This window comes from Streptomyces sp. NPDC044704 (assembly GCF_056433525.1).
This window is the reverse complement of sequence record NZ_JBWKGY010000001.1, coordinates 828,384-852,442: the sequence shown is the minus strand read 5'-3', so window position 1 is coordinate 852,442 and position 24,059 is coordinate 828,384. Positions and strand designations below refer to the sequence as shown.

Genomic DNA, 24,059 nt, shown 5'->3' with positions numbered 1-24,059 from the left:
GTTCGGGCGGGGGGCCGGTCCGGTTACGTCTCGGCGGTGGCGGCCGATTCCTTCCAGGCACCGCTCGCGTCCTGCTCCCAGACGGGCAGCGCCGTCTTGGTCTTGAGCCGGACGAGCTCGGTGGGGACCTCGATCTCCCACGGGTCCCCGACGGGGCGCTCGTCGCCGGGGGCGCCGGTGGCGCGGCGGATCTCCTCGGAGATGGGGACGTAGTCGGGCTGGTTGAGTCCGGGTACGGGTCCGCCGCCCCAGATCTTCCCGAACTGGACGAAGTACCGTACGTCGTCCTCGAAGCCGGGCCGGACCGGGAAGACGACCCGGGCGGCGCCGGCGCGCAGGAACTCCGCGAAGGTCGGGTCGGTGTCGCTGGTGAGCGCCCGTGCACGCCACCGGGACTTCTGGGACCAGAAGTAGGGGTAGAGGAGGTACTGGATGTTCTCCCACTCGAAGGCCTGCTCGAAGAAACGGATGTACGGACCCTGCTCCCGGGCGCGCTCCAGGTTGAGCTGCGGGAACTTCTCGACGGGATCCACCGTGATGGCGCCGAAGCCGTCGAACAGGTCCTGGGTGAGCAGGCTGATGCACGCCTTCTTCAGCTCACCGAGGATCAGGTCGCGGTTCTCGGCCGGGTTGCGCCCCTGCGGTCCCCCCAGCGCCTGGACCTGCGCCTCCGTCACCGCCTTGTCGTACGCCTGCTTCATCCCCGTGTACGCGGTGACGATCGCGTCGTACGTCTTGTTCTGCCACTTCTCGTGGCTCTCGGGGGTGCGCGCGCAGCGCACGTCGAAGGTGGCCACGAAATTGCGCGTCTCGAAGGAACTGACCCCGATGCCGAGGGAATTGCGGACCGGGCTGGCGAACGTGTAGGTGGAGCCGCTGCTGTCCCAGGTCCCCGCGGCGCCGACCGCCAGTTGCACGCTGGGGAAGGTCGATCCGCCGGGCGGGGCCATGCCGTTGCCCTTGAAGGTCCAGTGGAGCGAGATCGCCTCGTAGCCGTCGGGCAGGGCGATCTCCAGCGTCTTGTTGACCGCGCCGGGTTCCTCGCCGGTGGCTCCTTCGAGCGCTTTGCCGACGTCCGCCCAGTCGCCGGGTGCCGGTTCCAGGCCGGTGGCCCGGTACCGCCTTCCGATGTGCCGGTAGCTCGCCTCGGTCACCTCGGACGCGTCCTCGGTCAGCGGCGCCGGGAGTTCCGCGACGAGGGTCGTCTGGCCTTGCCGCTGGACCGCGTCGATGAGGAAGGCGGCGGGCTCGGGGACGATGGTGTCGAAGAGGAGCCGGCTGCCGTAGTTGTACATCTGGGCGCGAGTGACCCGGTTGACCCATTGGTAGAGGCCGCTGATGTTCGCGCCGCCGATGCCGGCCGCGCCGGGTTTGTTGTCGAAGGCGTGCTTGTTGAACTCCTCGAACTCCGCGATGGTCTTGCGGATGTGTGACTGCTTGGTCTTCTCGGAGAGCCTGGACGCGGCGCGGCTGGTGACGTCGCGCGAGACCGTGGATGCCTGCTTGAGGGAGTTCTCCTCGCTCCGGTTCTGCGCCACCGCCACGTCGGCCTTGACCTCAACGCTGAAGCCGTACCGTGCCGTCACGTTGAGGCCGGCCTTGAGGCTGGAGTCCTCCTTGACGACGCTGCTCGCCTCGCGCTGCAGGGAGAACCGGTCGGTGGTCTGGGTGTCGCGCTCCTCTTCCTTGGAAGTCTCCGTCTCGGTCGAGTAGGTGTCCTCGGAACGCTCGAAGCGCCGGGTCTCGCGCTCGCGGAGCTCCGACTTCAACACGTTTTCGATGTGGGAGAGTTCGCCGCCCTGGTAGCGAAGGATGTGCTCGCGGACCACGATGAGGTCGCCCACGCCGATCGGGCGCAGCACGCCGGGCTTGCCGAACGGCAGTTTCCCCGTGGGCGGGTTCTCGTAGCCGCTCCCGCCCGAGCCGGGTTGCGGATCGGGGTCGGCGGTCACCTCGAACGCCATGCCCCGGCTCGCGTACAGGCCCGGTCGGGGCGGGCTCTGGCGGCGTCCGGTGGCGGCCGTGGTTCCACCACCGGTACCGGCGGGCCCCTCACCGGCCGCCGCCGTCGCTCCCTGGGGCTGCGGGGGCGGTGCGATCTCCACGGGGCGCCTGCGGAACGTACCGGTGGTGGCACCGGCGGACCGCTGGACCAGGTCGATGCCCTGCAGGATCAGGAGCAGGCGGGGGCCGCTCGACGGCTTGTCGTGGCCGGCCCGGAGGATCTCGATCGCGGCGTCCGCGAGGGTGACCAGGTCCTGCTTCCACTCGTTCGTGGTGACCAACTGGGCGGGCTTCTTACCGTACTTCTGCTCCGCGGCGGTCGAGATCGCGGCGCAGGTGTGGTCGGGGCCGTCCCCGAGGGCCGTGTTGAAGGCGAGGTGGGCCGCCTTGAGCACCGTCCGCCCCAGGATCTCCTCCAGGGTGCCGGGGTGCTCGGGCGGAATCTCGCCGCCCGTGGCGCTCGTGGCGCCCGCGGTGTTCGGCGGGGTGGAGTGTTTGATCGGGAAGCGGCCCTCGACCGCCTCGGCCGGCCGGATGACCGTAAAGCGCAGCAGTTCATCCACGGCATTCTCCTGACCTGGGGCGGCGCGGGGAGTGAGCGGTGCGGGTCACCATCCGGTTTGTAGCGGGTCGAACCCGCCGGACAACAGGGGCCGGCACCGGGACTCACCCGGGTGAGTGACGTGCTTCACCGCGGAAACGGCACTGCATCACCAGCACTGAACCCGACCCTGGCGCCGCAACCCCACGCCGTGCGGTCAGCGGGGCGAGTCATCAGCCCAGGACGGCGTCCAAGATCTCCTCCACCCAGTACCCCAGGCGGTGCCGGCGGCTGCAGAACCGCTTCGGGCGCCGCCACCGGCCGCGCTCGTCGAGCGGCCGACGGCACTGCTTGCAGTGCCTCACGCGTATCCGATCCCCCATGGACGGTGACTCTAGCGGCCACGACCGGCCCGAAGACCACTGGGCCGTGCCCCGGTCTCGCGGAAACGGCCTTCGGAGAACCACGGGGAGGGCCCAGGCCCCGGCCGGCGTCGTGCCGGGGCCTGGTGGTGGGTCAGTCGGCCTGGCTGTTGGCCTCCTTGGGCAGGCAGAACATCAGGGCCCACATCAGGGTGAGGAGGCTGCCGACCCACCACAGCGCGGTGGTGAACGCGTCGCGGTTGGGTCCGGCGTCGGGTGAACCGCCGGTGGTGGCGAAGAACACCAGGGCGGTCAGCGCGGTGCCGAAGGCGATGCCCAGGTGCATGGCGGTGTTGAACAGGCCCGACGCGGACCCGGCGTCCTCGTGCGGGACCCTGGCCAGCGTCATGTCGGCGAGCGGGCCGCCGACCATGCCGAGGCCGAAGCCGATCAGTACCACCGGTGCGGTCATCGCCGCGAGGGTCAGGTCCCCCTGAAGCCTGTCGGCCTGGAGTCCGTAGGCGGCCGTCGAGGCAAGCGTGATCAGGGCTCCGGCCTGGGGCAGGCGGCGGGCGAAACGCCCGCCGCTCTTCGCCGCGATCGTCGCACCGGCCAGTTCTCCCAGGGAGAGCAGCACGAAGGCCAGGGCCGCGTGGAAGGGACTCATGCCCAGACCGCGCTGGAGGTAGAGCGTCCAGGTCATGAAGAACAGGCCGCACAGCAGGCCGAGCGTCAGCTGCGCGGTCAGCCCGCCGGAGAACTGCCCGCTCCGGAAGAGGGACAGAGCGACGAGTGGAGCGTCCTGCTCGCGCTGCTGGTGGCGCAGGAAGGCGCCGAGCGCGAGGAGGCCGGTGGCGAGCATGGCGAAGCACCACAGGGGCCAGTGGTGGGTGTGGCCCTCGCTGAGCGGGAAGATGATCAGGACGATGGCCAGTGCGGACAGCAGCATGCCGGTCAGGTCGAGCCGGTCGGCCTTCCGGACGGTCGACTCGGGAATGAACCTGCGTCCCAGGACCAGTACGGCGATGCCGACGGGCACGTTGATCAGGAAGATCGGCCGCCAGGACAGTCCGAACAGGTTGGCCTCGGTGAGCAGGCCCCCCAGGACCGGGCCCAGCACGTTGGCGAGCGAGAGGACTGCTCCGTAGAGGCCGAAGGCCTTGCTGCGGCTCTCGCCCTCGAAGGTGACGTGGAGGGTGGCCAGGACCTGCGGGATCATCAGGGCCACTCCGGCGCCCTGGAGCACGCGGGCACCGATCAGCACACCGGTGCCGGTCGCGAGGCCGCACAGCAGTGAGGCCGCGGTGAAGACGACGGTGCCGATCAGGAGGATCTTGCGTCGTCCGTGGATGTCACCCAGACGTCCGCCGGTGATCAGTCCGACGGCGACGGTCAGTGAGTAGCCGGCGGTCAGCCATTGCACGGCGGCCGGTCCGGCACCGGTCGACGACTGGATCGCGGGCAGGGCGGTGAGGACGACCGACTGGTCGAGGATGTCCATGAGTTCGGCGACCAGGAGCACGACGAGGGCGATCCGGGCGGCCGAGGCCGTCGTCGAGTGGTCGGGAGCTTGGTGGTCCGGTGCTGGATGGTCCGGGGACTGGGTGGTGTGCTGCGGCTCGTTTCCGAGCGCGGAGGAAGACACGACGGGACTCCTGATCCAAATGAATCGGGGAGCCCTGCCGACAGCCGCACCGGGGCCGGAAAACACGGAACCCGGGGCAGACGGCAGAGCTGCACCCGGGAAAGACGGAAAACTGCGGGGAGGGTGACGCAACTCAGGCCAGCGCGACGTCCGCCCCCGGACACGTGCGACAACACAGCACGCGGGGAACACGGACGACTACACGGCCTGGTTGATAGGACGTCACCTCAAGATCGACATACGCAGAAGGAACAGGGAATCCGGTCACTGCCACCGATACCTCGGCACAGGAACCGCTTCACCATACGACACCCCCGGTCCCCGCCGCACACCAGCTGTGCGACGTCGTGCGCGGGGCCGCGGACGAGCTGCTCCGAGTGCCGTGCCCGGGAGGTTCACCGGGTTGTGCCAGCAGAGCAGTGTGTCCCGATATCCCTTGCGTGCCCACGGGTCAGGCGCCGTACCGTGGCGCGGTGACGATTCAGGTGATCATTCTCAACGGTGGTTCCAGCTCGGGGAAGTCCGGGATTGCACGGTGCCTGCAGGCAGTACTGCCGGATCCGTGGCTGACGTTCGGATGCGACTCGTTGGTCGACGCCCTGCCAGCGAAGATGCGGGCGTCGGACGGTGGGATCGTGTTCGCGGCGGACGGCGGGGTGAACGTCGGGGTGGAGTTCCGGGCGCTGGAGGCGGCCTGGATGGACGGCGTCGCGGCGATGGCCCGTGCAGGCGCCGGGGTCATCATCGATGACGTCTTCCTCGGCGGAGCAGGGTCCCAGCGGCGGTGGCGGAAGGCCCTCGGCGAACTGTCCGTGCTGTGGGTCGGCGTCAGGTGTGAGGGCGCGGTCGCCGCAGGCCGTGAGCTCGCACGAGGAGACCGCATCCGGGGGATGGCCGCGTCGCAGGCGGATGTGGTGCACGAGGCCGTGGTCTATGACCTGGAGGTGGACACGACCCATACCGAGTCCCTGGTCTGTGCGAGAACCATCGCCGCCCACGTCAGCTGATCGCCGGAACGGCTCCCGGCTGCCTGGACGGCAGCATCGAGCGATTTCTCCTGTCCAGCCACGCTTTCACCGGACTCGTCTGTGGGCGGTGCGGTCAGCCGCCCGACAGGCGGTAGGCGTCTCGCGCCAGGGTCAGGGCGATCAGGTCGCGGGGACGGGAGAGGGACGTCGAGGTGAGGTGTTCCAGTCGGCGCAGGCGGTTGAAGACCGTGTTGCGGTGGCAGTACAGCCGGCTCGCGGCGCGGCCCGCCGAGCCCTCCGCCGCCAGCCAGGCGTCGAGGGTCTCCAGGAGCATCGCCCGGTCCGCCGGGTCCAGGTCCAGCAGGGGGCCGAGGACGGCGTGGACGAGCTCCGCCGAGAGTTCGGGCTGGCGCACCACCAGCGCGGTGGGCAGCCGGTCGGCCAGCTGCACCAGTACCCGTTCCTCCTGCCCGCAGGTGCGGAGCGCCGTCTCCGCCAGTCGCCGGGCCCGGCCCAGTTCGGCCAGTCCGTCCACCACCGGGCTGATGCCGCCCGGTCCCGGACAGCGGTCCGCGAGCTCCGCCGCGAGGTCGGCCGGCGAGGAGTCGCCCAACGCCACCACGGCCAGTTCCCGCTCGGTGCGCATCCGCCAGAACAGCCGCATCCCGTTCGCCGCCGCCACCCGGTGCACCGATTCGCCCCGGTCGGCCGGGAGCACCACCACCACGTACCGTCCCTGTTCGGGCAGGTCCAGGGCGAGTGCCACCTGGGCGGCCAGGGCCTGCGAGGTGTCCCCCTCCAGCAGGGCGTCCAGGAGGGCCTGCACCCTCTCGTCGCTGCGCCGGCGCATCTCCACCTCCGTGGTGCGGTACGCCTCGGCGGTGGCGGTCGCCTGCTGCTCGATGCCCGCCCACATGGCCCCGGCAGCGCGGGCCAGGACCGGCAGCGCCTCCGGCTCCTTCTCGGTGACGATGTCCAGCAGCGCGTCCCAGGTCAGCCGCCCCGCCCTGCGGTACGCGTAGAGCAGGAGGTCCAGCGGCAACCCCTGCTCGGCGCGCCGGCGGCCCAACTCCTCGGCGTACGCGAGGTCCTTGCGCGGGGCGGACCGGCGGGCGGCGAAGGCCTCGATCCCGTAGTGCATGGCCTCGCTGACCTGTTGCCAGTGCTCGTCGCGCGGGACCGCCAGGTCGAAGAGCGGCGAGTGCTTCGCCAGGTCCTCGATGAGGTGGTCGGTGAGTCCGGGGATGTCGGCGATCAGCACGTCCGCCGCCGACAGCAGGACCGTCCATTCCTCTTCCGTGCGCGTTCTGCGTCCGCCGCCCATGGCCGCCGAGGATGCCACCCGTCTCGGCCGCCGTCAGGGGCGCGCGCAGCAGGTCTGTGCCGGTGCACAACGCGTTCCGGTTCCGGCTGGTCATCGGCAGCGATTCCGCATCCGGGCGTGGACGGGTGCCCCGGCCCGGTGTTGGGGTGTGCGCCAGCACAGAGGCCACACGGAGGGCCCTGCGAAGGCCCGTCCGGGCCGTGCAGAGGAAGGAGGAGGACGTGGGTTCGCTACAGGTGCGCGCGCTGTCCGTCGGCTACGGGCCGGTCCGGGCCCTGCGCTCGGTGTCGCTCGACGTGCCGGCCGGCGCGGTGGTCGTCGTGCTCGGCGGCAACGGCGCGGGGAAGTCGACGCTGCTGCGCGCGGTGTCACGGTCGCTCGGGTTCCACCGCGGCGCCGTGACGGGCGGGAGCATCAGCTTCGACGGCAGGCCGCTGGACGGACTCGGTCCGGACCGGGTCGTCGCCGCGGGAGTGGTGCAGGTCCCCGAGGGGCGGCAGGTGTTCACGCGGATGACCGTCGCGGACAACCTGCGGGCCGGGGCACTGGGCGGCCGCGCGGGATCCCGCGCCGACACCGCCCGCTCCCTCGCCCGGGTCCACGAGCTGTTCCCCGTACTGGGCCGGCGGGCGCGGCAGCGCGCCGGGCTGCTGTCCGGCGGCGAGCAGCAGATGCTCGCCCTGGGACGCGCCCTGATGGCCCGCCCCCGCCTGCTGCTGCTCGACGAACCCACCCTCGGGCTGGCGCCCAGGATGGCCGCCACCATCGCGGAGACCATCACCGAGATCAACGCCTCGGGCGCCTCGGTCCTCCTCGTCGAGCAGAACGCCGCACTGGCGTTGCGCCTCTCCTCCCACGCGTACGTCCTGGAGGTCGGCGAGGTGACCCTCGACGGCCCGGCCGCCGAGCTGGCCGCCTCGGACGAGGTGCGGCGCCGCTACCTCGGCATCTCCGATGCGGACGGCTCCGTACCGGCTCCCTCCCGGGAGCGGCGTGAGCTGGGCAGGTGGTCGGCGTGAGCGCGCCCCCGTCCCCTCCCCCGCCGTTGACCGTCACCGACGTCACCGTCCGCTTCTCCGGCCTGACCGCGCTCGACTCCGTGTCCTTCGCTGTGGAACCCGGCAGCGTCCACGCCGTCATCGGGCCCAACGGGGCGGGCAAGTCGACCTGCTTCAACGTGCTGTCCGGGGTGTACCGGGCCTCCGCCGGCAGCGTCCGGTTCGGGGACGCCGAGCTGACGGGCCTCGCCCCGCACGCCGTCGCGGACCTCGGCATCGCCCGTACCTTCCAGAACCTGGCGCTGCCCCCGCACACCAGCGTCGCCGACAGCCTCCTGCTGGGCCGCCACCGGCTGATGCGGTCCGGGTTCCTGGCCGCGGGGCTGCGGTTGCCCACCGCCGCCCGGGAGGAGCGCCGGCACCGTGAACGGGTGCGGGAGATAGCCGAGTTCGTCGGCCTGGAAGAACACCTGGCGGCGCCCGCGGGTTCCCTGCCGTACGGGAAGCAGAAGCTCGTCGAGCTGGCCCGGGCGCTGTGCACCGAGCCCCGGTTGCTGCTCCTGGACGAGCCCGTCGCCGGCATGACGGCGGACGAGAGGCAGCGTACGGCCGCCGTCATCGCCGGCGTCCGGGACGGCCTCGGCATCTCGATCGTGCTGGTCGAACACGACATGGGGGTGGTGATGCGGCTCGCGGACGCGGTGACCGTACTCGACTTCGGCAGGCGCATCGGCGGCGGAACTCCCGCGCAGGTGCAGAACGATCCCGCGGTGGTCCGCGCGTACCTCGGAGAGGAGGAGCCGGCCGCATGACCACTTTCCTCGAACTGCTCCTCGGCGGGCTCTCCATGGGCTCCGTCTACGCGCTGATCGCCCTCGGCTTCGTGGTCATCTTCAAGGCGACCGAGGTGGTCAACTTCGCCCACGCCTCCCTGCTGCTGGCGGGCGGGTACGTCACCGCGACGCTGCACGAGGAGCTCGGCTTCTGGGGCGCCCTCCTGACCGGCGTGCTCATGGCGGCGGCGGTGGGGGCGGCGATCGAGTTCCTGGTGATGCGGCGCTACCGGGGCCAGGACCAGAACGTGCTCGCCATCGTGACCATCGGCGTCGACATCCTCCTCATCACGGACCTCACCCGGCGCATCGGCACGGACGTGCTCTCGCTCGGCGATCCGTGGGGCGATCGCGTCGTCCACCTCGGGCCGGTCACGGTGCCCCAGACGAGGATCGCGGCGATCCTCGCCGCCGGCCTGCTGATCACGGTCTTCCTGCTCGTGTTCCGCCACACCTCCTGGGGCGTGGCCATGCGCGCCGCCGCCGAACGGCCGGAGACGGCAGCGCTGATGGGCGTACGGCTGGGTCGGGTCTCGCTCGCGGCCTGGGCGGTGGCGGGGGCCCTGGCCGCCGTGGCCGCGCTCTTCCTGACGGTCTTTCCCACCCCCGGTCTGGAGCGGGCCACCTCCCTCGCCGCGCTCAAGGCCTTCCCCGCCGCGATCCTCGGCGGCCTCGACTCCACCTCGGGCGCTCTGGCGGGCGGCCTGATCATCGGAGTCACCGAGGCGCTCGCCACCGGCTACCAGAGCCAGTTGGCCTTCCTCGGCCGCGGCATCGGCGACCTCGCTCCGTACCTGGTGATGGTCGCGGTCCTGCTGGTCCGCCCCGCCGGACTCCTCGGCACGAAGGAGCTCGCCCGTGTCTGACACCCGCAGCGCCGTACGGCGCACCGGGGCCGCCGCCTCCCGGGCGGCCGGCCGGCCTCGGTCGGCGAGCGTCCGGAGCGTGTGCGCGGCAGCCGCGGGCCTGGTGCTCCTCGCGCTGCCGTTCTACCTCGACCGGTTCTGGCTCCAGGCCGGGCTGTTCGCGATCGCCGCCGCCATCGGGGCCATCGGGCTCAACCTGCTCACCGGGGCCACCGGTCAGCTGTCGATGGGCCACGCCTTCTTCCTCGCCGTCGGCGCGTACGGGTACTGCGCGCTCGCCGGGGACGGCGGCGCGTCCGGCGGCCACACCCTGGTCGGGCTCGGCCTGCCCGGCTGGCTCGCGGCCGCCCTGGCCGTCGCCCTCGCCGGGGCGGCGGGCGGTCTCTTCAGCCCCATCGCCGGCCGTCTGCGCGGGGCGTACCTCGGCATCGCCACCCTCGCGCTGATCTTCATCGGCCAGCACCTGCTGTTCAACGCGACCAGCCTCACCGGGGGCTTCAACGGCCGTGCCGTGGAGCCGCTGTCCCTCTTCGGCTTCACCTTCGACGACACCGAGACCGTCATCGCCTCCGTCCCCTTCCACTCCGCGGAGAAGCTCTGGTACGTGGCCCTGGCCGCTCTCCTAGGCGGCGCCCTGTTCGCGCGCGGGGTCCTGCGGGGCCGGCCCGGCCGGGCCATGAACGCCCTGCGCGACCACAGCATCGCCGCGGGGGTCATGGGGGTGGCGGTCGCCCGGTACCGGGCCGCCGTCTTCGTCCTGTCGTCCATGTACGCGGGGCTCGCCGGCGTCCTGCTCGCCCTCGTCTTCCAGCGGACCGTGCCCGACTACTTCGGCATGGTCCTGTCCCTGGAGTACCTGGCCATGATCGTGATCGGCGGCCTGGGTACGGTCTCGGGCGCCGTCGTCGGCGCCGTCTTCGTCTCCCTGCTGCCGCAACTGCTCACCCGCTACGGCGACGCCCTCCCGCTGGTGTCCGCCCCCGGAACGGGCGGGGTGTCGCCGGGCGAGGCCTCCCGCTACCTCTACGGCGCGGCGGTCGTCGCGGTCGTCCTGTTCCTGCCCGGCGGCCTCACGGGCGTCACCCGGACCGTCCGGAACCGCACCACACCCCCGAAGGAGCGAACGTGAACAGAAGAAGGCTCTCTGCCGCGGCCCTGGCGGCCGCGCTCGTCCTGACCGGCGCCGCCGGGTGCAGCGGCAAGGCGAAGCCCGCCGCGGGCACCGCCGGGGACGAGCCGGCCGTGGGCGGGGTCAAGGCCGGGGTCGGGGTGAGCGACAAGACCATCCGGCTCGGCTCGCTCACCGACATGACGGGCGTCTACGCGTCCCTCGGCAAGAGCGTCACCCAGGCCCAGCAGTTGTGGGCGAAGCAGACCAATGCCGCCGGCGGCATCTGCGGCCGCACCGTCGAGCTGGAGGTGCGCGACCACGGTTACGACCCGCAGAAGGCCCTCGCCGCCTACACCGAACTGGAGCCCCTGGTACTGGGCTTCACCCAGTTCATCGGCTCCCCGTTCGTCTCGGCGGTCAAGGAGCGGATCGACGGCCGGGACAAGGGCCTGGTCATCCCGCAGGCCTGGTCGGCCTCGCTGCTGGGCAGCCCGTACATCCGTACGGTGGGCGCGACGTACGACGTGGAGACCATCAACGCCGTCGGCTTCCTCCTGGACCAGAAGCGGATCGCCCGGGGCGACAGGATCGGGCACGTGTACTTCGAGGGCGACTACGGCGAGAACGCGTTGACCGGGGCCAAGGCCGTGGCCGCGGAGGCCGGGTTGACCGTCGTCGAGCAGAAGATCAAGCCGACCGACAACGACATGACGGCCCAGGTCGCCGCACTCAAGCAGGCCGGGGTCAAGGCCGTGGTGATCAGCGCCGGGCCCCGCCAAGCCGCCTCGCTCGTCGGGGTGGCCGCGGCGGGTGGCTGGAACGTGCCGATCGTCGGCAACAACTCGGCCTTCGCCCCGCAGCTGTTGGCCACACCTGCCGGTGCGGCCCTGCAGAAGGACTACTACGTCGCCTCTTCCGCCCTGCCGATCGGCTCCGCGGAGGCGGCCCCGGCCGCGCTGGCGGCCGCGTACAAGGCGGAGTACCCGGACTCCGGGCTCGACAACGGCGTGGTGGCCGGCTTCACCGCCGGCGCCCTGTTCGGCGAAGTGCTGAAGAAGGCGTGCGCCGACAAGGACCTGACCCGGGAGGGCATCCGTGCGGCGCTGCTGAGCTTGAAGTCCTACGACAACGGCTTCGGCATCACCCACGACTTCTCGGACCCGAAGGCGCCCTCCACCCGGCAGAGCGTGATCCTGAAGCCCGACGCCGGGGTCCCGGGCGGCATGAAGGTGGTGAAGGAAGCCGCGGCGGCGCCCGCCGCGGCGAAGTTCGCGCCCGCTCCCTGAAGATTCCCGGCTGGACAACTCGGTTCGGGCCCGGTCCTGTTGTGGTGGAAGCCGTGGGCGGGCACGCTTCAGGCATCGGACCCGGCGGGCAGACTGGCCGGGAAGGCACGGGTGAGTGCGGGGGCGGGGATGGGCGTACGGGGGCGCGTGGCGGTGGTTCGGTGACGGTGTATCACATCAAGTATCTGCCGGTCGGGGCTCTGCCCGGAGACGGTGCCGGCACCTGGTCGGTGGCCCGGGACGGTGTCGCGTCGCGGTCCCGGGGCGGCGTCGCGACCTGGCCGGTGGCCGACGCCGAACGGTGGCGGAAGGCGTCCGTCCCGGCCGTTCTCGCCCCGGCCGTGGGCGGCTGGGTCCTGGCCGTCCTGGTGGCGGCGGCGTACGTCATGCTGTTCGGGCTCTCGTCCGCGTCCGCTGCCTGGCACAGCGGGCCCGGGGACGGGACGGACTGGCGGAGGTATCCGGGGCTGATCCTGCTGACCGCCTTGCCGCTCTGGTACCGGCACGTTCCGGTCGCGGCCGTACCGGCGGCCGTGTTCGTCGCCGTGGAAGCAGTTCTGGTTCTCGCCCGGCCCGGTGACGTGGACCAGCCCGCGAGGGCCGGGTGGCTGGTCATCCTCGCCGCCTGCGCCGTCGCGTTCACAGGAAGCTGTCTGCGGCTGCGGGCCCGACGCAGACAGCGGGCGCTGGCCCTCGCCGCTGCGGGAGGGCGCCGCTTCCCACTGCCCGAAGGCACCCCGGAATCGGACGGCCACCGCGGACACCGGCAGGTCTACCTCGGGCTGGTGATCTGCCTGGTCTCCGCCGCGATCCTCGCCGACGGCCTGTTCGGGGGATCGACCGCGCCCGACGTCGCCTATGACGCCGTCGGGGAACAGGGCGTCGCTCTGGTGCTCCTCGTGGCCGGTACGACCGTTTACGGCCGGGGCCAGCTCGCTTACCGGGCGGCCCGGCGGTTGCACGGGGAGCCGCAGCCGGCCCTGATCGTAGGCGTGCGCGCCGGGGCGGACGGGCGCCACTGGGTGTGCTCGGACGCCCGCACCCGCTCGGCGGCGCCTCTGATCGCGTACGTTCCCCGCAAGAGCGACACCCACGCCAGGACGCGGCTCCTGGGCAGCGGCTCGGCGTACGGAGCGGGGAACGGGCACCACGACATCGACCCCGAGCACGAGCCCTTCGAAGCGGTCCTCTACGGCACCCTCGCGGAGGGCGACGAAGTCGTCCTCGAATACGCCTGTGCCGAATACCACCAGCAGGAGATGGGGCGGATGTACGCGACCGTGACGACTGCCCCGCTCCGCCCGGACCGCCGCCACGGGCTGGGCCCGTGGGAGCCGGCGGACGGCCCTGCCCGGCAGCGCGAGCGGCTCCGCGAGGAGCGGGAGCGCGAGGAGCGCTACCGGGAGGCGCAGCGCGCGGCGGAGGCGCGCCGCAGGAACGCACCGCGCGGCTCGTCCTCGCGGGGGCGCGGGAGCGGCTCGTCGTCCCGGGGGCGTGGGAGCGGCTCGGGCAACCGGTACAACGGCGGCGGCTGCGGCTCCGGTTGCGGGTCGGGCTGCGGGGGCGACTGAGCGTCGACAGTCGTCGACACCGAGTGGTCAGCGGCCCCGGGTACCGACGGCGGGTGCGCCCGGTCCGGGACGCCCGTCGGTACGGGGCCCGGGGAGCCTGCGCCGGCTGCTGGTGGCCGATCGCCCGGTTCCGGCCGGCCGGGATGAGGATGAGGATGAGGAGGGAGCTGGTGGAGTCGAGCACCCGACGGCACGCCCAGTACCGCTAGAACTGTCCGATCGCGCCGCCTCCCCGCGTGCGGGCGGGACGCTGATGTCGTCCCCGGGGCACCGGGACCGGCGGGATGCTCTACCCGACCGGCACGGCGAGCAGCCCGTGTCGCCGACCCGACCACCCTGGCCGGGCGCGGCCCTGGCCTGTGCGCGCGGAACTCCTTCGCGTGGTGCCACTCCCGGACCACACCCAGCGGGCCCGCCCGACGGACCTACCCTCTCGGCCCCCGCGTCGCTTCCTGCCGCCGGAGGGCCTCTCGACAGGTCTGGCCCGAGTGGGTGGCCACCATGGTCAGGCGCTGCAGGATGCCGCCGTCGTGGACCTCCAGGCGCCAGGCGCCGCTGGTCAGCGCCACCGCTGGTACGGCTCCCCCTCGCCGGGCCGTGACCTGCCAGCCGCGTTCCGTCAGGGCGGCTTCGAGGGCCGCCTTTTGCCTCTCGTCCGCGGGGCCGCTGCCGACCCAGTCGGCGAGGCAGTCGGCAAGCTCCCCCTCGGCAAGGGGCCACACCTCACCCCGGGGCAGCCCCGTGGCCGTGGCGGCGGCAGCGAGTTCCGCCGTGACCGCGGCACGCGAGGGTTCTCCGCCGGCCCGCGCGGGGGCTTTCGCGGTCGCGGACCGCTCCGGGACCCAGCCGTCCGCAGCCGTCGCACCGGCCGAACAGCCCGCCACCGCGGCCGCCGCGATCGCGGCGGCCGCTGCGCCGGCCCACCTGATGCCTCTCACCTTCGTACTCCCCGCGCTCCGCCGCCGGGCACCGTTCGCCCGGCGGCGGACCACAGGCTAGTCGTAGACGACCCGACCGATGCCTAGTGCCTTGGCCAGGAGGACTACGAGGTCTGCGGGGTAGCCGGCGCGGATGCGATCGTCGGCCCGGTCAGAGTCACCGTGACCGCACTGAACCCCAGAGGTGGCCCTGCGGCGCGAGCAGGGGCCTCCCGGCGCCGTGGGAGTCCCAGTACGACAGGGCATGGCCGCCGGCGGTCAGAGAGAGAGAGGGGGGCGAGATCAGGGCTGCGAGGACCGGCCGCGGACGGGCTCGCGTCTTCGGCGTGCGGCGGCGCGAGCGAGGCCCGGCTCGCCTCGCACTCACCCGGCATACATCCCACACTGATACCGGAATCCCATGCGCCGGGCGGGTGCCGTCCAACCGGTGAGGCGGAAGGCGGAAGGCTGACCATGGTCATCACCCATCAGATCACCGACGACACCCTCCGCATCCAGGTCCCCCGGGAATTGGACATCACCAACCGCGCCGCGGCCGCCTTGCAGATCGAGGCCCTCGTCCACACCCACCGCCCCCGCCAGGTCACCGTCGAACTCCCGACGTCCCACCCCTCCCCCATGACTCTCAGCGCCCTGGCCCGCGCCCACCGAATGTGCCAGAGCCTGGGCATCCCCCTCACCGCGACAGGTCCCGACCGGCAACCACGCCCGAACCCCCTGGGCACCGCTGCCCTCGCGCCCCGGACCCAACGGCTGGAACACGGCGCGCGGCACGACCACTGACCACCAACCCGTCGCCGTAGAGCGGGGTACCCCGTCTACCGATGCGCGGGCAGTGCCGTTTCACTCGGGCGGCTCCTGCGTTCCCTGACCAGCCCTGACGAGGCAGAAGGGGTGCCCCGCCGGGTCGGTGAGCACGCGCCACTTGCCCTCCCCGGGCTGCCGATCCGGCTTGCCCGCTCCCAGTTCCAGCAGGCGAGCCTCGGCCTCTTCCCCTCTGATCGATCATCGACTGCCGCTCCACACCTTAGGGGCTCCTGCTCACGGTTGAGCAGGCCGGCCGAGCACGGCTCCCGAGGTGGCAGCCGAACCGCTTCTCCCCGTCCGGGCTCTCGCCCAGCTGCTAGCGGTCGGTCAGCCGACTGGCCCCTCAGGCTCCCGGTCCGTTCGGTCGCTCGGGGGTGGCGGTGGCGGAGTCCTCGGTGTAGTAGCGCAGGAGGAGTTCCCGCTCGGCGTCCCGGTGCGGGAACCTGAAGAAGATCAGCAGTGCGCCCAGGGCGATCGCGGCCAGGCCGACGGTGTACGCCCAGTCGTCGCCGTGGAGGAAGGACTGGCGTGCCGCCGCGACGATCTGGTCGGCGTACTGGGGGTGCTGCTGGGCGACCTCGCCGGCGGAGGCGAACGACTTCGTCAGCTCGCTCTGGACCTGGTCCGACACGTCCTTGCCCTCGGGGGAAGCGGCGATCGCCGCGCTGAAGGCCGAGGCGTACCCGGCGATGAGGAGCACGCCCATGACGGACTGCATGATGGCCCCGCCGAGGTCCCGTTGCAGGTCGGCGGTGCCCGAGGCCATGCCGGCCCGTCGCACGGGCACCGATCCGGTCAGCGAGTGCGATGCGGGCGTCCCGGCGAAGCCGGCGCCGATGCCGACGAAGACGTAGGCGAGGCCGATCTGCCAGTAGCTGCTGTCCTCGCTCCAGAACAGCAGCATCCAGGCGAAGGCGAGGAAGAGGAACAGGTAGCCGAACAGCAGGGTGGTGCGGGCGCCGTGCGTCTCGACCAGCTTCGCGGACCGTGGTGCCACGAGCACCATCATCACGACGAGCGGGAGGATGGCGGCGCCGGCTTCGACGGCGTTGTACTGGAGCACGTTCTGCAGGTACTGCTGGCTGATGAACGCCGACCCCATCATGGAGCCGAACACGATGATTCCCGCGCATGCGGCGACCCAGAACGTGCGCCGGCGGGCGATGTGGAGGTCGTACAGCGGGTTGGGGGCCCGGCGCTGGCGCCAGATGAACGCCGCCCCGGCCACGAGGGCGACCACGATGAGGCCGACGGCCAGTGCCCCCTCATTGGGGACGACGGCGAAGTTGATCCCCAGCACCAGTCCGGCGATCAGGAGGACGGACAGGATGCCGCCGAGGTTGTCCACCGGTTCGGTCGACTCGTTGGCGTGCGCGGGGACGAACAGCAGGGCCATGACCAGGGCGACCACGGCGAGGGGCAGGGTGACGAGGAAGACCGACCCCCAGTAGAAGTGCTGGAGCAACCCGCCCGCGATCACCGGCCCGAGCATGGAGATGCCACCGCCCAGCGCCGACCACAGCGCGATCGACTTCGTCCGCCCCGGCCCCGCCCACAGGGCGGTGATCAGCGCCAGGGTGGTCGGGTAGGCCATGCCGGCCGAGAGTCCGCCGAGGATCCGGGCCAGTACGAGGACGGTGTCGCTCGGCGCGTACGCGGCGAGCAGGCAGGCGGGAATGGACAGGGCGACGCCGAGGATCAGGAGCAGCTTGCGCCCGTGGCGGTCGCCGATCGCACCCAGATAGAGCACCGATGCGGCCAGGCCGAGGGAGTACCCGACGGCGACCATGTTCAGCGCGGTCTGGGAGGAGTCGAAGGCCTTCCCGATCGCGGGCAGCGCCACGTTGGCCACCGACAGGTTCAGGTTGGCCACCGCGGCCACAGTGATCAGGGACGCCAGAACGAGCGGCGCCCGCGCCGGGGCCTCACGCGGAACGTCGGTGCGGGGCGCGCCGTTTTTCGACATGGAACCTCCGGGGCGAAGTGGGGCTTCGCAAGAGTCTTGCCTGATCCACCGTGCCGCACATCGCCCCATTGGGATGACACGCCCACCGTCGCTGACGCGGTCCACCCGCCCTGCTGGTGCCCGCCGCGGTTCTCGGACCGCTCGCGCGGTCCGCGGTGTCGCCGGAGGCAGCGGGTGTGGCCGCCTGCGTGCGGCCTCGGCCACCTCGACCAGACCCGTCGCACCGCGCCTTCGTTTTCGTCGCGCCGTCGGCGCGGTCGTCACGCGGCGAAATGCCCCGCCCCGTGTTTCAGGTCAGGCGGACGAGACGGGCGATGTGCGATTTCATCCCGGGGCCGGGCTCCCGCGGGGTGGTGCGGCGTGCGGTCAGGACGGCCCGCAGGGCGGCGACCTCGTCCAGGGAGTCGGCCCGGCCGAGTTCATGGCCCCCGGTCGAAGACCCGGCGGGCCGTCGCGCCGTCGGCGGAGTGGACGAGTCCCCAAACAGCCGAATAACAGGGCCTGTTGCAACAGTCGATCTTGCCGACGCCAGGGTTCCTACCTGCCCCCGAATGCCGCGGGGGCCTCCGGGGGCACGGTCACGTCGGTCGGACGCCGGTCAGCCGGTGGCCACGGCGATGACGATGAACGTCGCGTAGAAGAGAAGGGACAGGGCCATCGGCACCGAGACGACCAGCGCCTGCGGACGCCGCCGCAACTGCTTGCCGGGGTCCAGCGGCGGGCGGAAGCCTCCCTGCGGGGCCGCGAGCCCGGCGAACGTCGACCTCGGGCCGAGGTTGCGCAGCACCGTGATCGGGGTGAGCAGCAGGGACATCGGCCCCCACCAGCCCTGCCAGAGCGTCTTCGCGGACATGTCCCGGACGGTCGCGGTCCCGCAGTCACGGCAGAACGGCCCCTGCACGCTCAGCGAGCGCATCATCAGGACCAGGCCCTGGTGACCCCTGACGGTCGCGTGCGCCGCCGGCTGCGCGCCGCACAGCCGGCAGCCGGGGCCGCCCTGCGGCGGTGCCTGGTGGCCCGGGTAGGGGGCGGGGGCGCCCTGCTGGGGCGGGCCCGCGGCGAACGGGTTCCCGTGGCCGGCGGGCTGCTGCTGCGCGTACGGATTGCCGTGCCCCGGCGGCTGCTGGGGCTGCTGGGCGTACGGGTTGCCCTGGCCGGGCTGCTGGGCGTACGGGTTGTGCTGGTGCTGCGGGACCGAGCCCTGCTGCGGTGGTGGAGTGGCCACGATGGTCCCCTCGGAGGTGTCGGTTCGGTCACCTGGGGCGGTGATCAAGGCACCCTAGCGGGATTCATCATGTCCCCAACAATCGGTCGAGGGTCCGGCCAGCACCGACGGCGAGCGCCGCTGCTGCTCGACGGCCGCGGCGAGGTCGGGGAAGTCCGCGTCGGCGGCCTCGCGGCTACGCGTCCGCGGCACCCCGGGCCGCCGCCGGATCGAGGGAGTCGACGTCCTCCATGAAGCTCAGCATCCGGCCGTTGACCAGGTCGGGGTGGTCGAGCTGCGGGCCGTGACCGGTCGCGGCGACGATCTCGGCGCGGGCGCCGGGGATCAGGCGCGGTACGCGTTCCAGCTGCCGCTTGGGGTGTACGAGCAGGCTGCGCTTGCCCATGATCAGGTAGAACGGCGTGCGGATCGAGCCCAGTTCGGCGTCCGAGAGCGGCAGTGGTGCGGGGCGGCGGATCCGGAAGGCCTTCACGCCGGCCTGGATCCACGTACGCAGCTCGGGAACGATGATCACCGGCTGTTCCAGCCAGGCGGCGAGGCGGGGGCGCCACGCCTTGGGGGCGTAGGTGGCGAAGAGGCTGGCGAAGATCCAGACGAAGAAGCGCAGGCCCACCTTTTCCAGGCCGCCCGGGTCCAGGGCGGTGACGGAGGCGAGCCGTCCGGGCCTGAGGTGGACCTGGTTGATGACCAGCCAGCCGCCGTACGAGGAGCCGACCAGGTGGACCTTGTCGAGGCCCAGCGCGTCGAGGGCCTCGTCCATCCACTGCGCCGCACGCTCGGGCTGCCACATGGGCTCGCGCTGGACGCTGCGGCCGGGGTCGCCGGGAGTGTCGAGGGCGTAGACGGGCCGGTCGGCGCTGAGCGCGACGGTGTTGGGGTACCACTGCGCGGAGCAGCCGCCCGAACCGTGTATCAGGACCACGGGCGTGCGGGACTCGGCTGCCGGGTCCGTGGGTCCGTACCGGTAGACGTGGGTGGTGCCGAAGCTCGTCTCGACGTCCGTCTCGGATCGGATGGGCGCTCCCTTCGCGTAGAGGACTTCGCAGGTGGCGAAGTAGCGGTCGCGCAGCTCGTCGCTCACGTAGCGGCCGATGTCTCGTCGCGCTCGGGTCGTGTTCTCGGGCACGGGGCACCTCCAGGCAGATCCGTTCTTCGTGATACGAACGTACCATATTGTTGATACAGCGGTACCACGAAGATGGTTCGGGCCGAGCCGGAACGCGAGCCCCCGAACCACCCACCCCACCCACGGCCGGAGACAGCTGTACGGCTCCTACCTCGGGGAAGGCGGGTGGTGCCCGAGACCGAAACGAGTCCGGTACTTTGCCGCAGCGTTCGCTTGCCGTGACCCTGACCAGGGATGATGACCCCTCGTGCTCACCAACATCATCACCGTCGTCGGTCTGGCCACCCTCCTCTGGGCGCTCGTCCACACCACCCGCAACGTCGTCCGCAACCGCAAGGCCCGGCATTTCGACGCCTCCGCCTACGGCCTCGTCCCCCGCGAGCAGCTCGACAGCCGGCGCTCCGGCCCGCCCGGAGACGAACCGGCGCTGCGCCTCGCCGTCGAGGCCGCCCTCAACGGCGCCTGGGAACCCGCTGCCGGGCTCCTCGCGGACACCGCGGAACGCCAGGACTGGGCGGAGCGCTGGCGGCTCGTCGAGGTGTTCGCGGATCTGGCCGTGGAGGACGAGCGCTGGCTGCGGATCTGGCGCGCCAAGCGGCCGCAGGACGCGGACGCCGTCGTCGTACACGCCCACGCCCTGCTGCTCCGCGCCTGGGCTGCGCGCGGCGAGAAGTACATCAAGCAGACCTCCGATGAGCAGGTGGCCCTGTTCGGCGAGCTGCTGCCGACCTCCATGTACGCCGCCCAGGAGGCGGCCAGGCTGGCACCGGGCGATCCGTCGCCGTGGATCACGATGGTCGCCGCCGCGCGGGGACTGGGGGTCCCGCACGACGAGTTCCGCCGCCTGTGGAGCCAGGTCACAAGCCGTGCGCCGCAGCACTACGACGCGCACTGGCAGGCCCTCCAGTACTGGTGCGAGAAGTGGCACGGCTCCCACCAGCTGATGTTCAAGTTCGCCAAGCAGGCCGCCGCCGCGGCTCCGGCCGGAAGCCTGATCTCGGGCATCTACCTGCACGCCGTGTACGAAGCGGCCCTCCAGGACGGCGATGCCGCCTACCGCACCTGGGCCACCAAGCCCATGCTCGCCCGCATTCAGGCCGATCTGGCGCAGGCCGACCCTGCGGACCGCCGGCTTCCCGCGATACGGCACCTGTACGCCGCCGTACTCGTGAAGACGGGGCGGTACGCGGAGGCCCTGGCGCAGTTCCGGCTCATCGGCGGGTGGTGCGGAGCCGCGCCCTGGACCGACAACCAGGATGCCGCGGCGGCATTCCACCACGCGCGTGGCCTGGCGGCCCTCCACTCGGGTCGCCCCTGAGAGGCTCAAGAAAGAGACGGCAGGGCCGGAAAAACGGCCTAACCCCCACAGCTCGCGAACGCCTCGCCGGAGCCGCCGCCCCGGTCCATGGGCTCCCTCGCGGGGCGGGTCAGCATGCCGCTCTCCTCGGTGAACCGGGGTAGCTGGTCGCGGAGCGCCGGTGCGCCGAACAGCGCGACGCTCAGCAGCAGGGCGTCCGGCCGACGCACGGTCGCCCCGCGGACCTCCGCGTGGTCGCGACGCAGCCGGGCGAGCAGCCCCGCGCCGCGCAGGGTGCGCCGGGGCCACACCCACAGGGCCAGGGCTCCGAGGTCTGCGAGGAGGCCGAGAAGGAGCCACACCACTGTCCGGCCCCCCATGACGGCACCGAGTGGAGCCGCGGCGAAGACCGGCAGCAGCAGGCTCCGTACGGCCCGCACCCGCCTGCGGGACACCACCAGTCCCGCCCGCTCCAGTTCCGTGGCCACCCCCTGGACGGCACGTCGCACCCGCTCCGTGTCGTGAAGGCGGCGCGGGTGAAGGGGCCCGTACAGCGCGTGGTACTGGGCGCGGGCCACCTCGGAGCAGCCGCGCGGCAGTCGGGGTTTGCCGGGTTGGACGGTCTGCCGCCATCCGGCCTCGACCGAACCGGCCAGGTACAGCTCTACGAGTGCGGTCTGCGCCGCACCCCGCCCGCCCCCGCGCAGCAGGCCCGTCTCGACGGGAGTGAGCCGGCGGCCGAGCGGGCCGGACACCGGCTTCCGGCCGGGGTGAAGGCGTAGAGCGGCGGCTATCAGCAGCAGGAGCCACGCGGCTCCGGCCGGCACCGCGTTGATCACGAGCACGGTCCGCCCCTTCCTGTCGCCACCAAACTGGCGCCAAACCACTCCGTCCGCAAGCCGGTTGGCGCCGGTACCGGGTCGGGCCCCGGAGCCGGTCCGCGCGGTCACTCTTCGTGTAGGGGGTGTCGCCCCGACCGTCCGGATCCCGCTGCGCCCCCGTGGCCGGGGCGGGCCGGGCGCCGGGCCGGGCATGGAGGCGGGATGCGGGGGTAATCGCGGGACATGACAGCTGGCGAAGCGGCACGTGAAGGTGTGGAGACCGCCTCGAAGGGCGGCACGGGCCGGGCGGTGATGGCCCGGTGCGGGCTGGTCGCGCGCGGCCTGCTGTACGTACTCACCGGAGTGATCGCGGTCCGCGTGGCATTCGGTGGGAGCGGGGGCGGCGAGGAAGCCGACCGCACGGGCGCGTTGCAGGAGCTCGCGGAGAAGCCCTTCGGCGGCGTCCTCGTGTGGGCCGTCGGCATCGGCCTGGTCTGCATGACGCTGTGGCGGCTGTCGGAGGCGGTACTGGGCGCGGCGGGCCCGGACGGGGACAAGGCCGGCAAGCGACTGGCCGCGGCCGCCCGGACCGTGTTCTACGGGGTCGTCGCGTTCTCCGTGCTCTCCTTCGCCGCCGGCTCCGGCGGCGGGCAGTCCGGCGACGAGCAGTCCCGCGACGTGACGGCCCAGGCCCTGGACCTGCCCGGCGGCCCGTGGTGGGTGGCGGCGGCCGGGGCGGGTATCGCCATCGGCGGCGTCGTGATCGCCGTACAGGCCGTGCGGCGCACCTTCCGCAAGCACCTGGCGATGGACCGGCAGCCCGAGGGGGTCCGCAAGGCGGTCGAGCTCCTCGGGGTGGTGGGCGGGGTGGCGCGCGGTGCCGTTTTCGCCGCGGTCGGCGCGTTCGTCGTGCACGCGGCGGTCAGCTACGACCCGGCGAAGGCGAAGGGGGTCGACGACACCCTGCGCACGTTCGCGGAAACCCCGGCGGGTCCATGGCTCCTCGTGGCGGTCGCCGCCGGGCTCGTGCTGTTCGGGGTGTTCTCCTGGGCCATGGCCATCTGGCGCCGGGTCTGAGCGGGCCCTTCCTGAGCCGCAGCCGTTCGCGGAACCGTCGGCCGTTCACGCTGCGCGGAATCCACCCCCAGCGCAAAGAGACCGGCCGCTCCCCGGCCGCCCGTTAGCGTCACACCATGGACCTCATCCAAATCACCCCTGCCGTCTGGCAGTTGTCCCTCCCCGTCGGACACGTCCACCTGGCGCGTCTGCCGGACGGCTACGCGCTGATCGATACCGGTGTGCCGGGGTCCGCCCCGGCGATCCTGGAGGCTGTCGACCGGCTCGGCGGCCGTCCTCAGGACGTGCTCCAGATCGTTCTGACCCACTTCCACGGCGACCACGTGGGTTCGGCCGCGGACCTCGTCGCGGCCACGGGCGCCCGGGTCCTGGCCGGTGCGCTGGACGCGCCGTTCATCAGCGGCACCGCGCCCGGACCCGAGCCGGTGCTCACCGCCTCGGAGCGTGCCCTCTACGAGCAGGTCATGGCCGGCTTCGCAGAAGCGGGTGTGCCGCCCGCGAAACCCGTACCGGTGGACGTGGAACTGAGCGACGGAGAAGTCCTCGACGGGTGGGCCGAGCCCGTCCGGGTCCTGCACGTTCCGGGCCATACCCCGGGCAGCATCGCACTCCATCTCACGTCCAGCGGTGTGCTGTTCCCGGGTGACACCGTCGCCACCGCGGAGGGCCGAGCGATCCTGGGTCCGTTCAACGTGGACAGGGAGCAGGCCGTCGCTTCCTTCCGGCGGCTGGCCGCGCTGGAGACGGAGGTCGTGTGCGTGCCCCACGGCGAACCGCTGACGCAGGACGCGGGCGCCGTGCTCCGCTCCGCCACGCCGGAAACGGACTGGGTGTAGCGCCCCCACGTCGCGGGGGCCGGCGCCCGGGTGGCCAGTACGGACCGGCTCGACGGGAAGGCCCCGCTGCCGGCCGGCAGCGGGGCCTTCCTCATCGCCTACGACGGGTGCGCCTTGGTGAGGGTGCAGACGCCGTCCGTGCACTGGCGCTCCAGACGGCCGCGGGAGATGGTCTGCGCGAGGCCCACCAGCCAGCAGGTGGGGCAGCCGCGGAAGGCGACCAGCGCCAGCGGGGCCGCCAGCAGGGAGGCCGGCCCGAGGACGGGCACCAGGGCGATCGAGCCGATGATCAGCCCGAAACCGATGGCGCCGCGCGCCAGGTGGCGCGGGACGGAGGCGCTGGCGAAGTTCCTCTCGGCCGCCACGGGCGCAACGGGCGGCACGGGCGCCGCGGTGACCAGGCCCGTCGCACCCTGCGCGCTGTTCACGGTCTTCACTGTGTTCACGGTGTCCAAGG

At 72.3% G+C, this 24,059-nt stretch carries 20 protein-coding genes and 1 pseudogene; 11 read left to right on the top strand and 10 right to left on the bottom strand.

Annotated elements, in window-relative coordinates; genetic code table 11:
• Positions 1 to 23: 23 nt before the first annotated feature.
• Both AC07B0_RS03975 and AC07B0_RS03970 read right to left on the bottom strand, forming a co-directional pair.
• Positions 24 to 2,567, bottom strand: a complete 2,544-nt coding sequence (locus AC07B0_RS03975; protein WP_478896588.1) for a hypothetical protein — start codon at positions 2,565 to 2,567, stop codon at positions 24 to 26.
• Positions 2,568 to 3,061: 494 nt separating this feature from the next.
• The gene (locus tag AC07B0_RS03970) at positions 3,062 to 4,552 is read right to left on the bottom strand and encodes an MFS transporter (RefSeq protein WP_478896586.1); all 1,491 of its coding nucleotides are present in this window, start codon (positions 4,550 to 4,552) and stop codon (positions 3,062 to 3,064) included.
• A gap of 473 nt (positions 4,553 to 5,025) precedes the next feature.
• Here AC07B0_RS03970 and cpt point away from each other — a divergent pair, with 473 nt between their 5' ends.
• Entirely contained in the window at positions 5,026 to 5,559 is a 534-nt protein-coding gene (gene cpt, locus AC07B0_RS03965) for a chloramphenicol phosphotransferase CPT (RefSeq protein ID WP_478896584.1), read from the top strand.
• A gap of 94 nt (positions 5,560 to 5,653) precedes the next feature.
• Here cpt and AC07B0_RS03960 read toward each other — a convergent pair whose 3' ends face one another.
• Entirely contained in the window at positions 5,654 to 6,844 is a 1,191-nt protein-coding gene (locus AC07B0_RS03960) for a PucR family transcriptional regulator (protein ID WP_356881759.1), read from the bottom strand.
• A 221-nt stretch (positions 6,845 to 7,065) separates the two neighbouring features.
• On the opposite strand from AC07B0_RS03960, the gene AC07B0_RS03955 reads away from it, so the two are divergent.
• The 6 genes from AC07B0_RS03955 to AC07B0_RS03930 all read left to right on the top strand — a co-directional run bounded on the left by AC07B0_RS03955 (position 7,066) and on the right by AC07B0_RS03930 (position 13,509).
• A complete protein-coding gene (locus AC07B0_RS03955) occupies positions 7,066 to 7,863 on the top strand; it encodes an ABC transporter ATP-binding protein (protein WP_478864953.1) in 798 nt (265 codons plus the stop codon).
• Complete coding sequence (locus AC07B0_RS03950) at positions 7,851 to 8,654, top strand: ABC transporter ATP-binding protein (protein WP_478864952.1); 804 nt, start codon at positions 7,851 to 7,853, stop codon at positions 8,652 to 8,654. Before AC07B0_RS03955 ends, AC07B0_RS03950 begins: the two co-directional genes overlap by 13 nt.
• Entirely contained in the window at positions 8,651 to 9,541 is an 891-nt protein-coding gene (locus AC07B0_RS03945; protein WP_478896581.1) for a branched-chain amino acid ABC transporter permease, read from the top strand. Before AC07B0_RS03950 ends, AC07B0_RS03945 begins: the two co-directional genes overlap by 4 nt.
• Complete coding sequence (locus AC07B0_RS03940; RefSeq protein ID WP_356881767.1) at positions 9,534 to 10,670, top strand: branched-chain amino acid ABC transporter permease; 1,137 nt, start codon at positions 9,534 to 9,536, stop codon at positions 10,668 to 10,670. The genes AC07B0_RS03945 and AC07B0_RS03940 overlap by 8 nt, the downstream gene beginning before the upstream one ends.
• Positions 10,667 to 11,938, top strand: a complete 1,272-nt coding sequence (locus AC07B0_RS03935; RefSeq protein WP_478896579.1) for an ABC transporter substrate-binding protein — start codon at positions 10,667 to 10,669, stop codon at positions 11,936 to 11,938. Before AC07B0_RS03940 ends, AC07B0_RS03935 begins: the two co-directional genes overlap by 4 nt.
• Positions 11,939 to 12,099: 161 nt before the next feature.
• Positions 12,100 to 13,509, top strand: coding sequence for a hypothetical protein (locus AC07B0_RS03930; RefSeq protein ID WP_478896577.1), 1,410 nt, complete (start codon positions 12,100 to 12,102; stop codon positions 13,507 to 13,509).
• A gap of 425 nt (positions 13,510 to 13,934) precedes the next feature.
• Here the strand turns inward: AC07B0_RS03930 and AC07B0_RS03925 are convergent, their stop codons facing one another.
• Complete coding sequence (locus AC07B0_RS03925; RefSeq protein WP_478896575.1) at positions 13,935 to 14,447, bottom strand: hypothetical protein; 513 nt, start codon at positions 14,445 to 14,447, stop codon at positions 13,935 to 13,937.
• Between the two features lie 453 nt (positions 14,448 to 14,900).
• Here AC07B0_RS03925 and AC07B0_RS03920 point away from each other — a divergent pair, with 453 nt between their 5' ends.
• Positions 14,901 to 15,230 carry a hypothetical protein gene (locus AC07B0_RS03920; RefSeq protein ID WP_356881773.1) on the top strand — a complete coding sequence of 110 codons (330 nt, stop codon included), beginning with the start codon at positions 14,901 to 14,903 and terminating at the stop codon, positions 15,228 to 15,230.
• A 60-nt stretch (positions 15,231 to 15,290) separates the two neighbouring features.
• On the opposite strand, the pseudogene AC07B0_RS03915 reads toward AC07B0_RS03920, so the two are convergent.
• The 4 genes and pseudogenes from AC07B0_RS03915 to AC07B0_RS03900 all read right to left on the bottom strand — a co-directional run.
• A pseudogene (locus AC07B0_RS03915) lies at positions 15,291 to 15,440 on the bottom strand (VOC family protein); the annotation flags it as partial.
• A gap of 157 nt (positions 15,441 to 15,597) precedes the next feature.
• Positions 15,598 to 17,220, bottom strand: a complete 1,623-nt coding sequence (locus tag AC07B0_RS03910; RefSeq protein ID WP_478896573.1) for an MFS transporter — start codon at positions 17,218 to 17,220, stop codon at positions 15,598 to 15,600.
• A gap of 598 nt (positions 17,221 to 17,818) precedes the next feature.
• Positions 17,819 to 18,445: a hypothetical protein gene (locus tag AC07B0_RS03905; protein ID WP_467298757.1), complete on the bottom strand. Its 627-nt coding sequence runs from the start codon at positions 18,443 to 18,445 to the stop codon at positions 17,819 to 17,821.
• Positions 18,446 to 18,620: 175 nt separating this feature from the next.
• Complete coding sequence (locus AC07B0_RS03900; protein ID WP_356881782.1) at positions 18,621 to 19,571, bottom strand: alpha/beta fold hydrolase; 951 nt, start codon at positions 19,569 to 19,571, stop codon at positions 18,621 to 18,623.
• Between the two features lie 247 nt (positions 19,572 to 19,818).
• Between AC07B0_RS03900 and AC07B0_RS03895 the strand changes: the two genes are divergently transcribed.
• Entirely contained in the window at positions 19,819 to 20,889 is a 1,071-nt protein-coding gene (locus AC07B0_RS03895; protein ID WP_478896571.1) for a DUF4034 domain-containing protein, read from the top strand.
• A 38-nt stretch (positions 20,890 to 20,927) separates the two neighbouring features.
• On the opposite strand, the gene AC07B0_RS03890 is transcribed toward AC07B0_RS03895, so the two are convergent.
• A complete protein-coding gene (locus tag AC07B0_RS03890; RefSeq protein ID WP_356880708.1) occupies positions 20,928 to 21,713 on the bottom strand; it encodes a TIGR04222 domain-containing membrane protein in 786 nt (261 codons plus the stop codon).
• 219 nt (positions 21,714 to 21,932) lie between these two features.
• Here AC07B0_RS03890 and AC07B0_RS03885 point away from each other — a divergent pair, with 219 nt between their 5' ends.
• Together AC07B0_RS03885 and AC07B0_RS03880 are read left to right on the top strand one after the other, a co-directional pair.
• Positions 21,933 to 22,766: a DUF1206 domain-containing protein gene (locus AC07B0_RS03885; protein WP_478896569.1), complete on the top strand. Its 834-nt coding sequence runs from the start codon at positions 21,933 to 21,935 to the stop codon at positions 22,764 to 22,766.
• Positions 22,767 to 22,882: 116 nt separating this feature from the next.
• Positions 22,883 to 23,602 (top strand): MBL fold metallo-hydrolase, encoded by a 720-nt coding sequence (locus tag AC07B0_RS03880; protein ID WP_478896567.1) that lies wholly within the window; start codon positions 22,883 to 22,885, stop codon positions 23,600 to 23,602.
• A 98-nt stretch (positions 23,603 to 23,700) separates the two neighbouring features.
• On the opposite strand, the gene AC07B0_RS03875 is transcribed toward AC07B0_RS03880, so the two are convergent.
• Positions 23,701 to 24,003 (bottom strand): hypothetical protein, encoded by a 303-nt coding sequence (locus AC07B0_RS03875; RefSeq protein WP_356880824.1) that lies wholly within the window; start codon positions 24,001 to 24,003, stop codon positions 23,701 to 23,703.
• Between the last annotated feature and the right edge of the window lie 56 nt (positions 24,004 to 24,059).

Coding starts and splice junctions, on each gene's coding strand:
- AC07B0_RS03960 (WP_356881759.1), bottom strand. CDS start 6,844: ATGGGCGGCGGACGCAGAACGCGCACGGAAGAGGAATGGACGGTCCTG.
- AC07B0_RS03945 (WP_478896581.1), top strand. CDS start 8,651: ATGACCACTTTCCTCGAACTGCTCCTCGGCGGGCTCTCCATGGGCTCC.
- AC07B0_RS03920 (WP_356881773.1), top strand. CDS start 14,901: ATGGTCATCACCCATCAGATCACCGACGACACCCTCCGCATCCAGGTC.
- AC07B0_RS03910 (WP_478896573.1), bottom strand. CDS start 17,220: ATGTCGAAAAACGGCGCGCCCCGCACCGACGTTCCGCGTGAGGCCCCG.
- AC07B0_RS03885 (WP_478896569.1), top strand. CDS start 21,933: ATGACAGCTGGCGAAGCGGCACGTGAAGGTGTGGAGACCGCCTCGAAG.
- AC07B0_RS03880 (WP_478896567.1), top strand. CDS start 22,883: ATGGACCTCATCCAAATCACCCCTGCCGTCTGGCAGTTGTCCCTCCCC.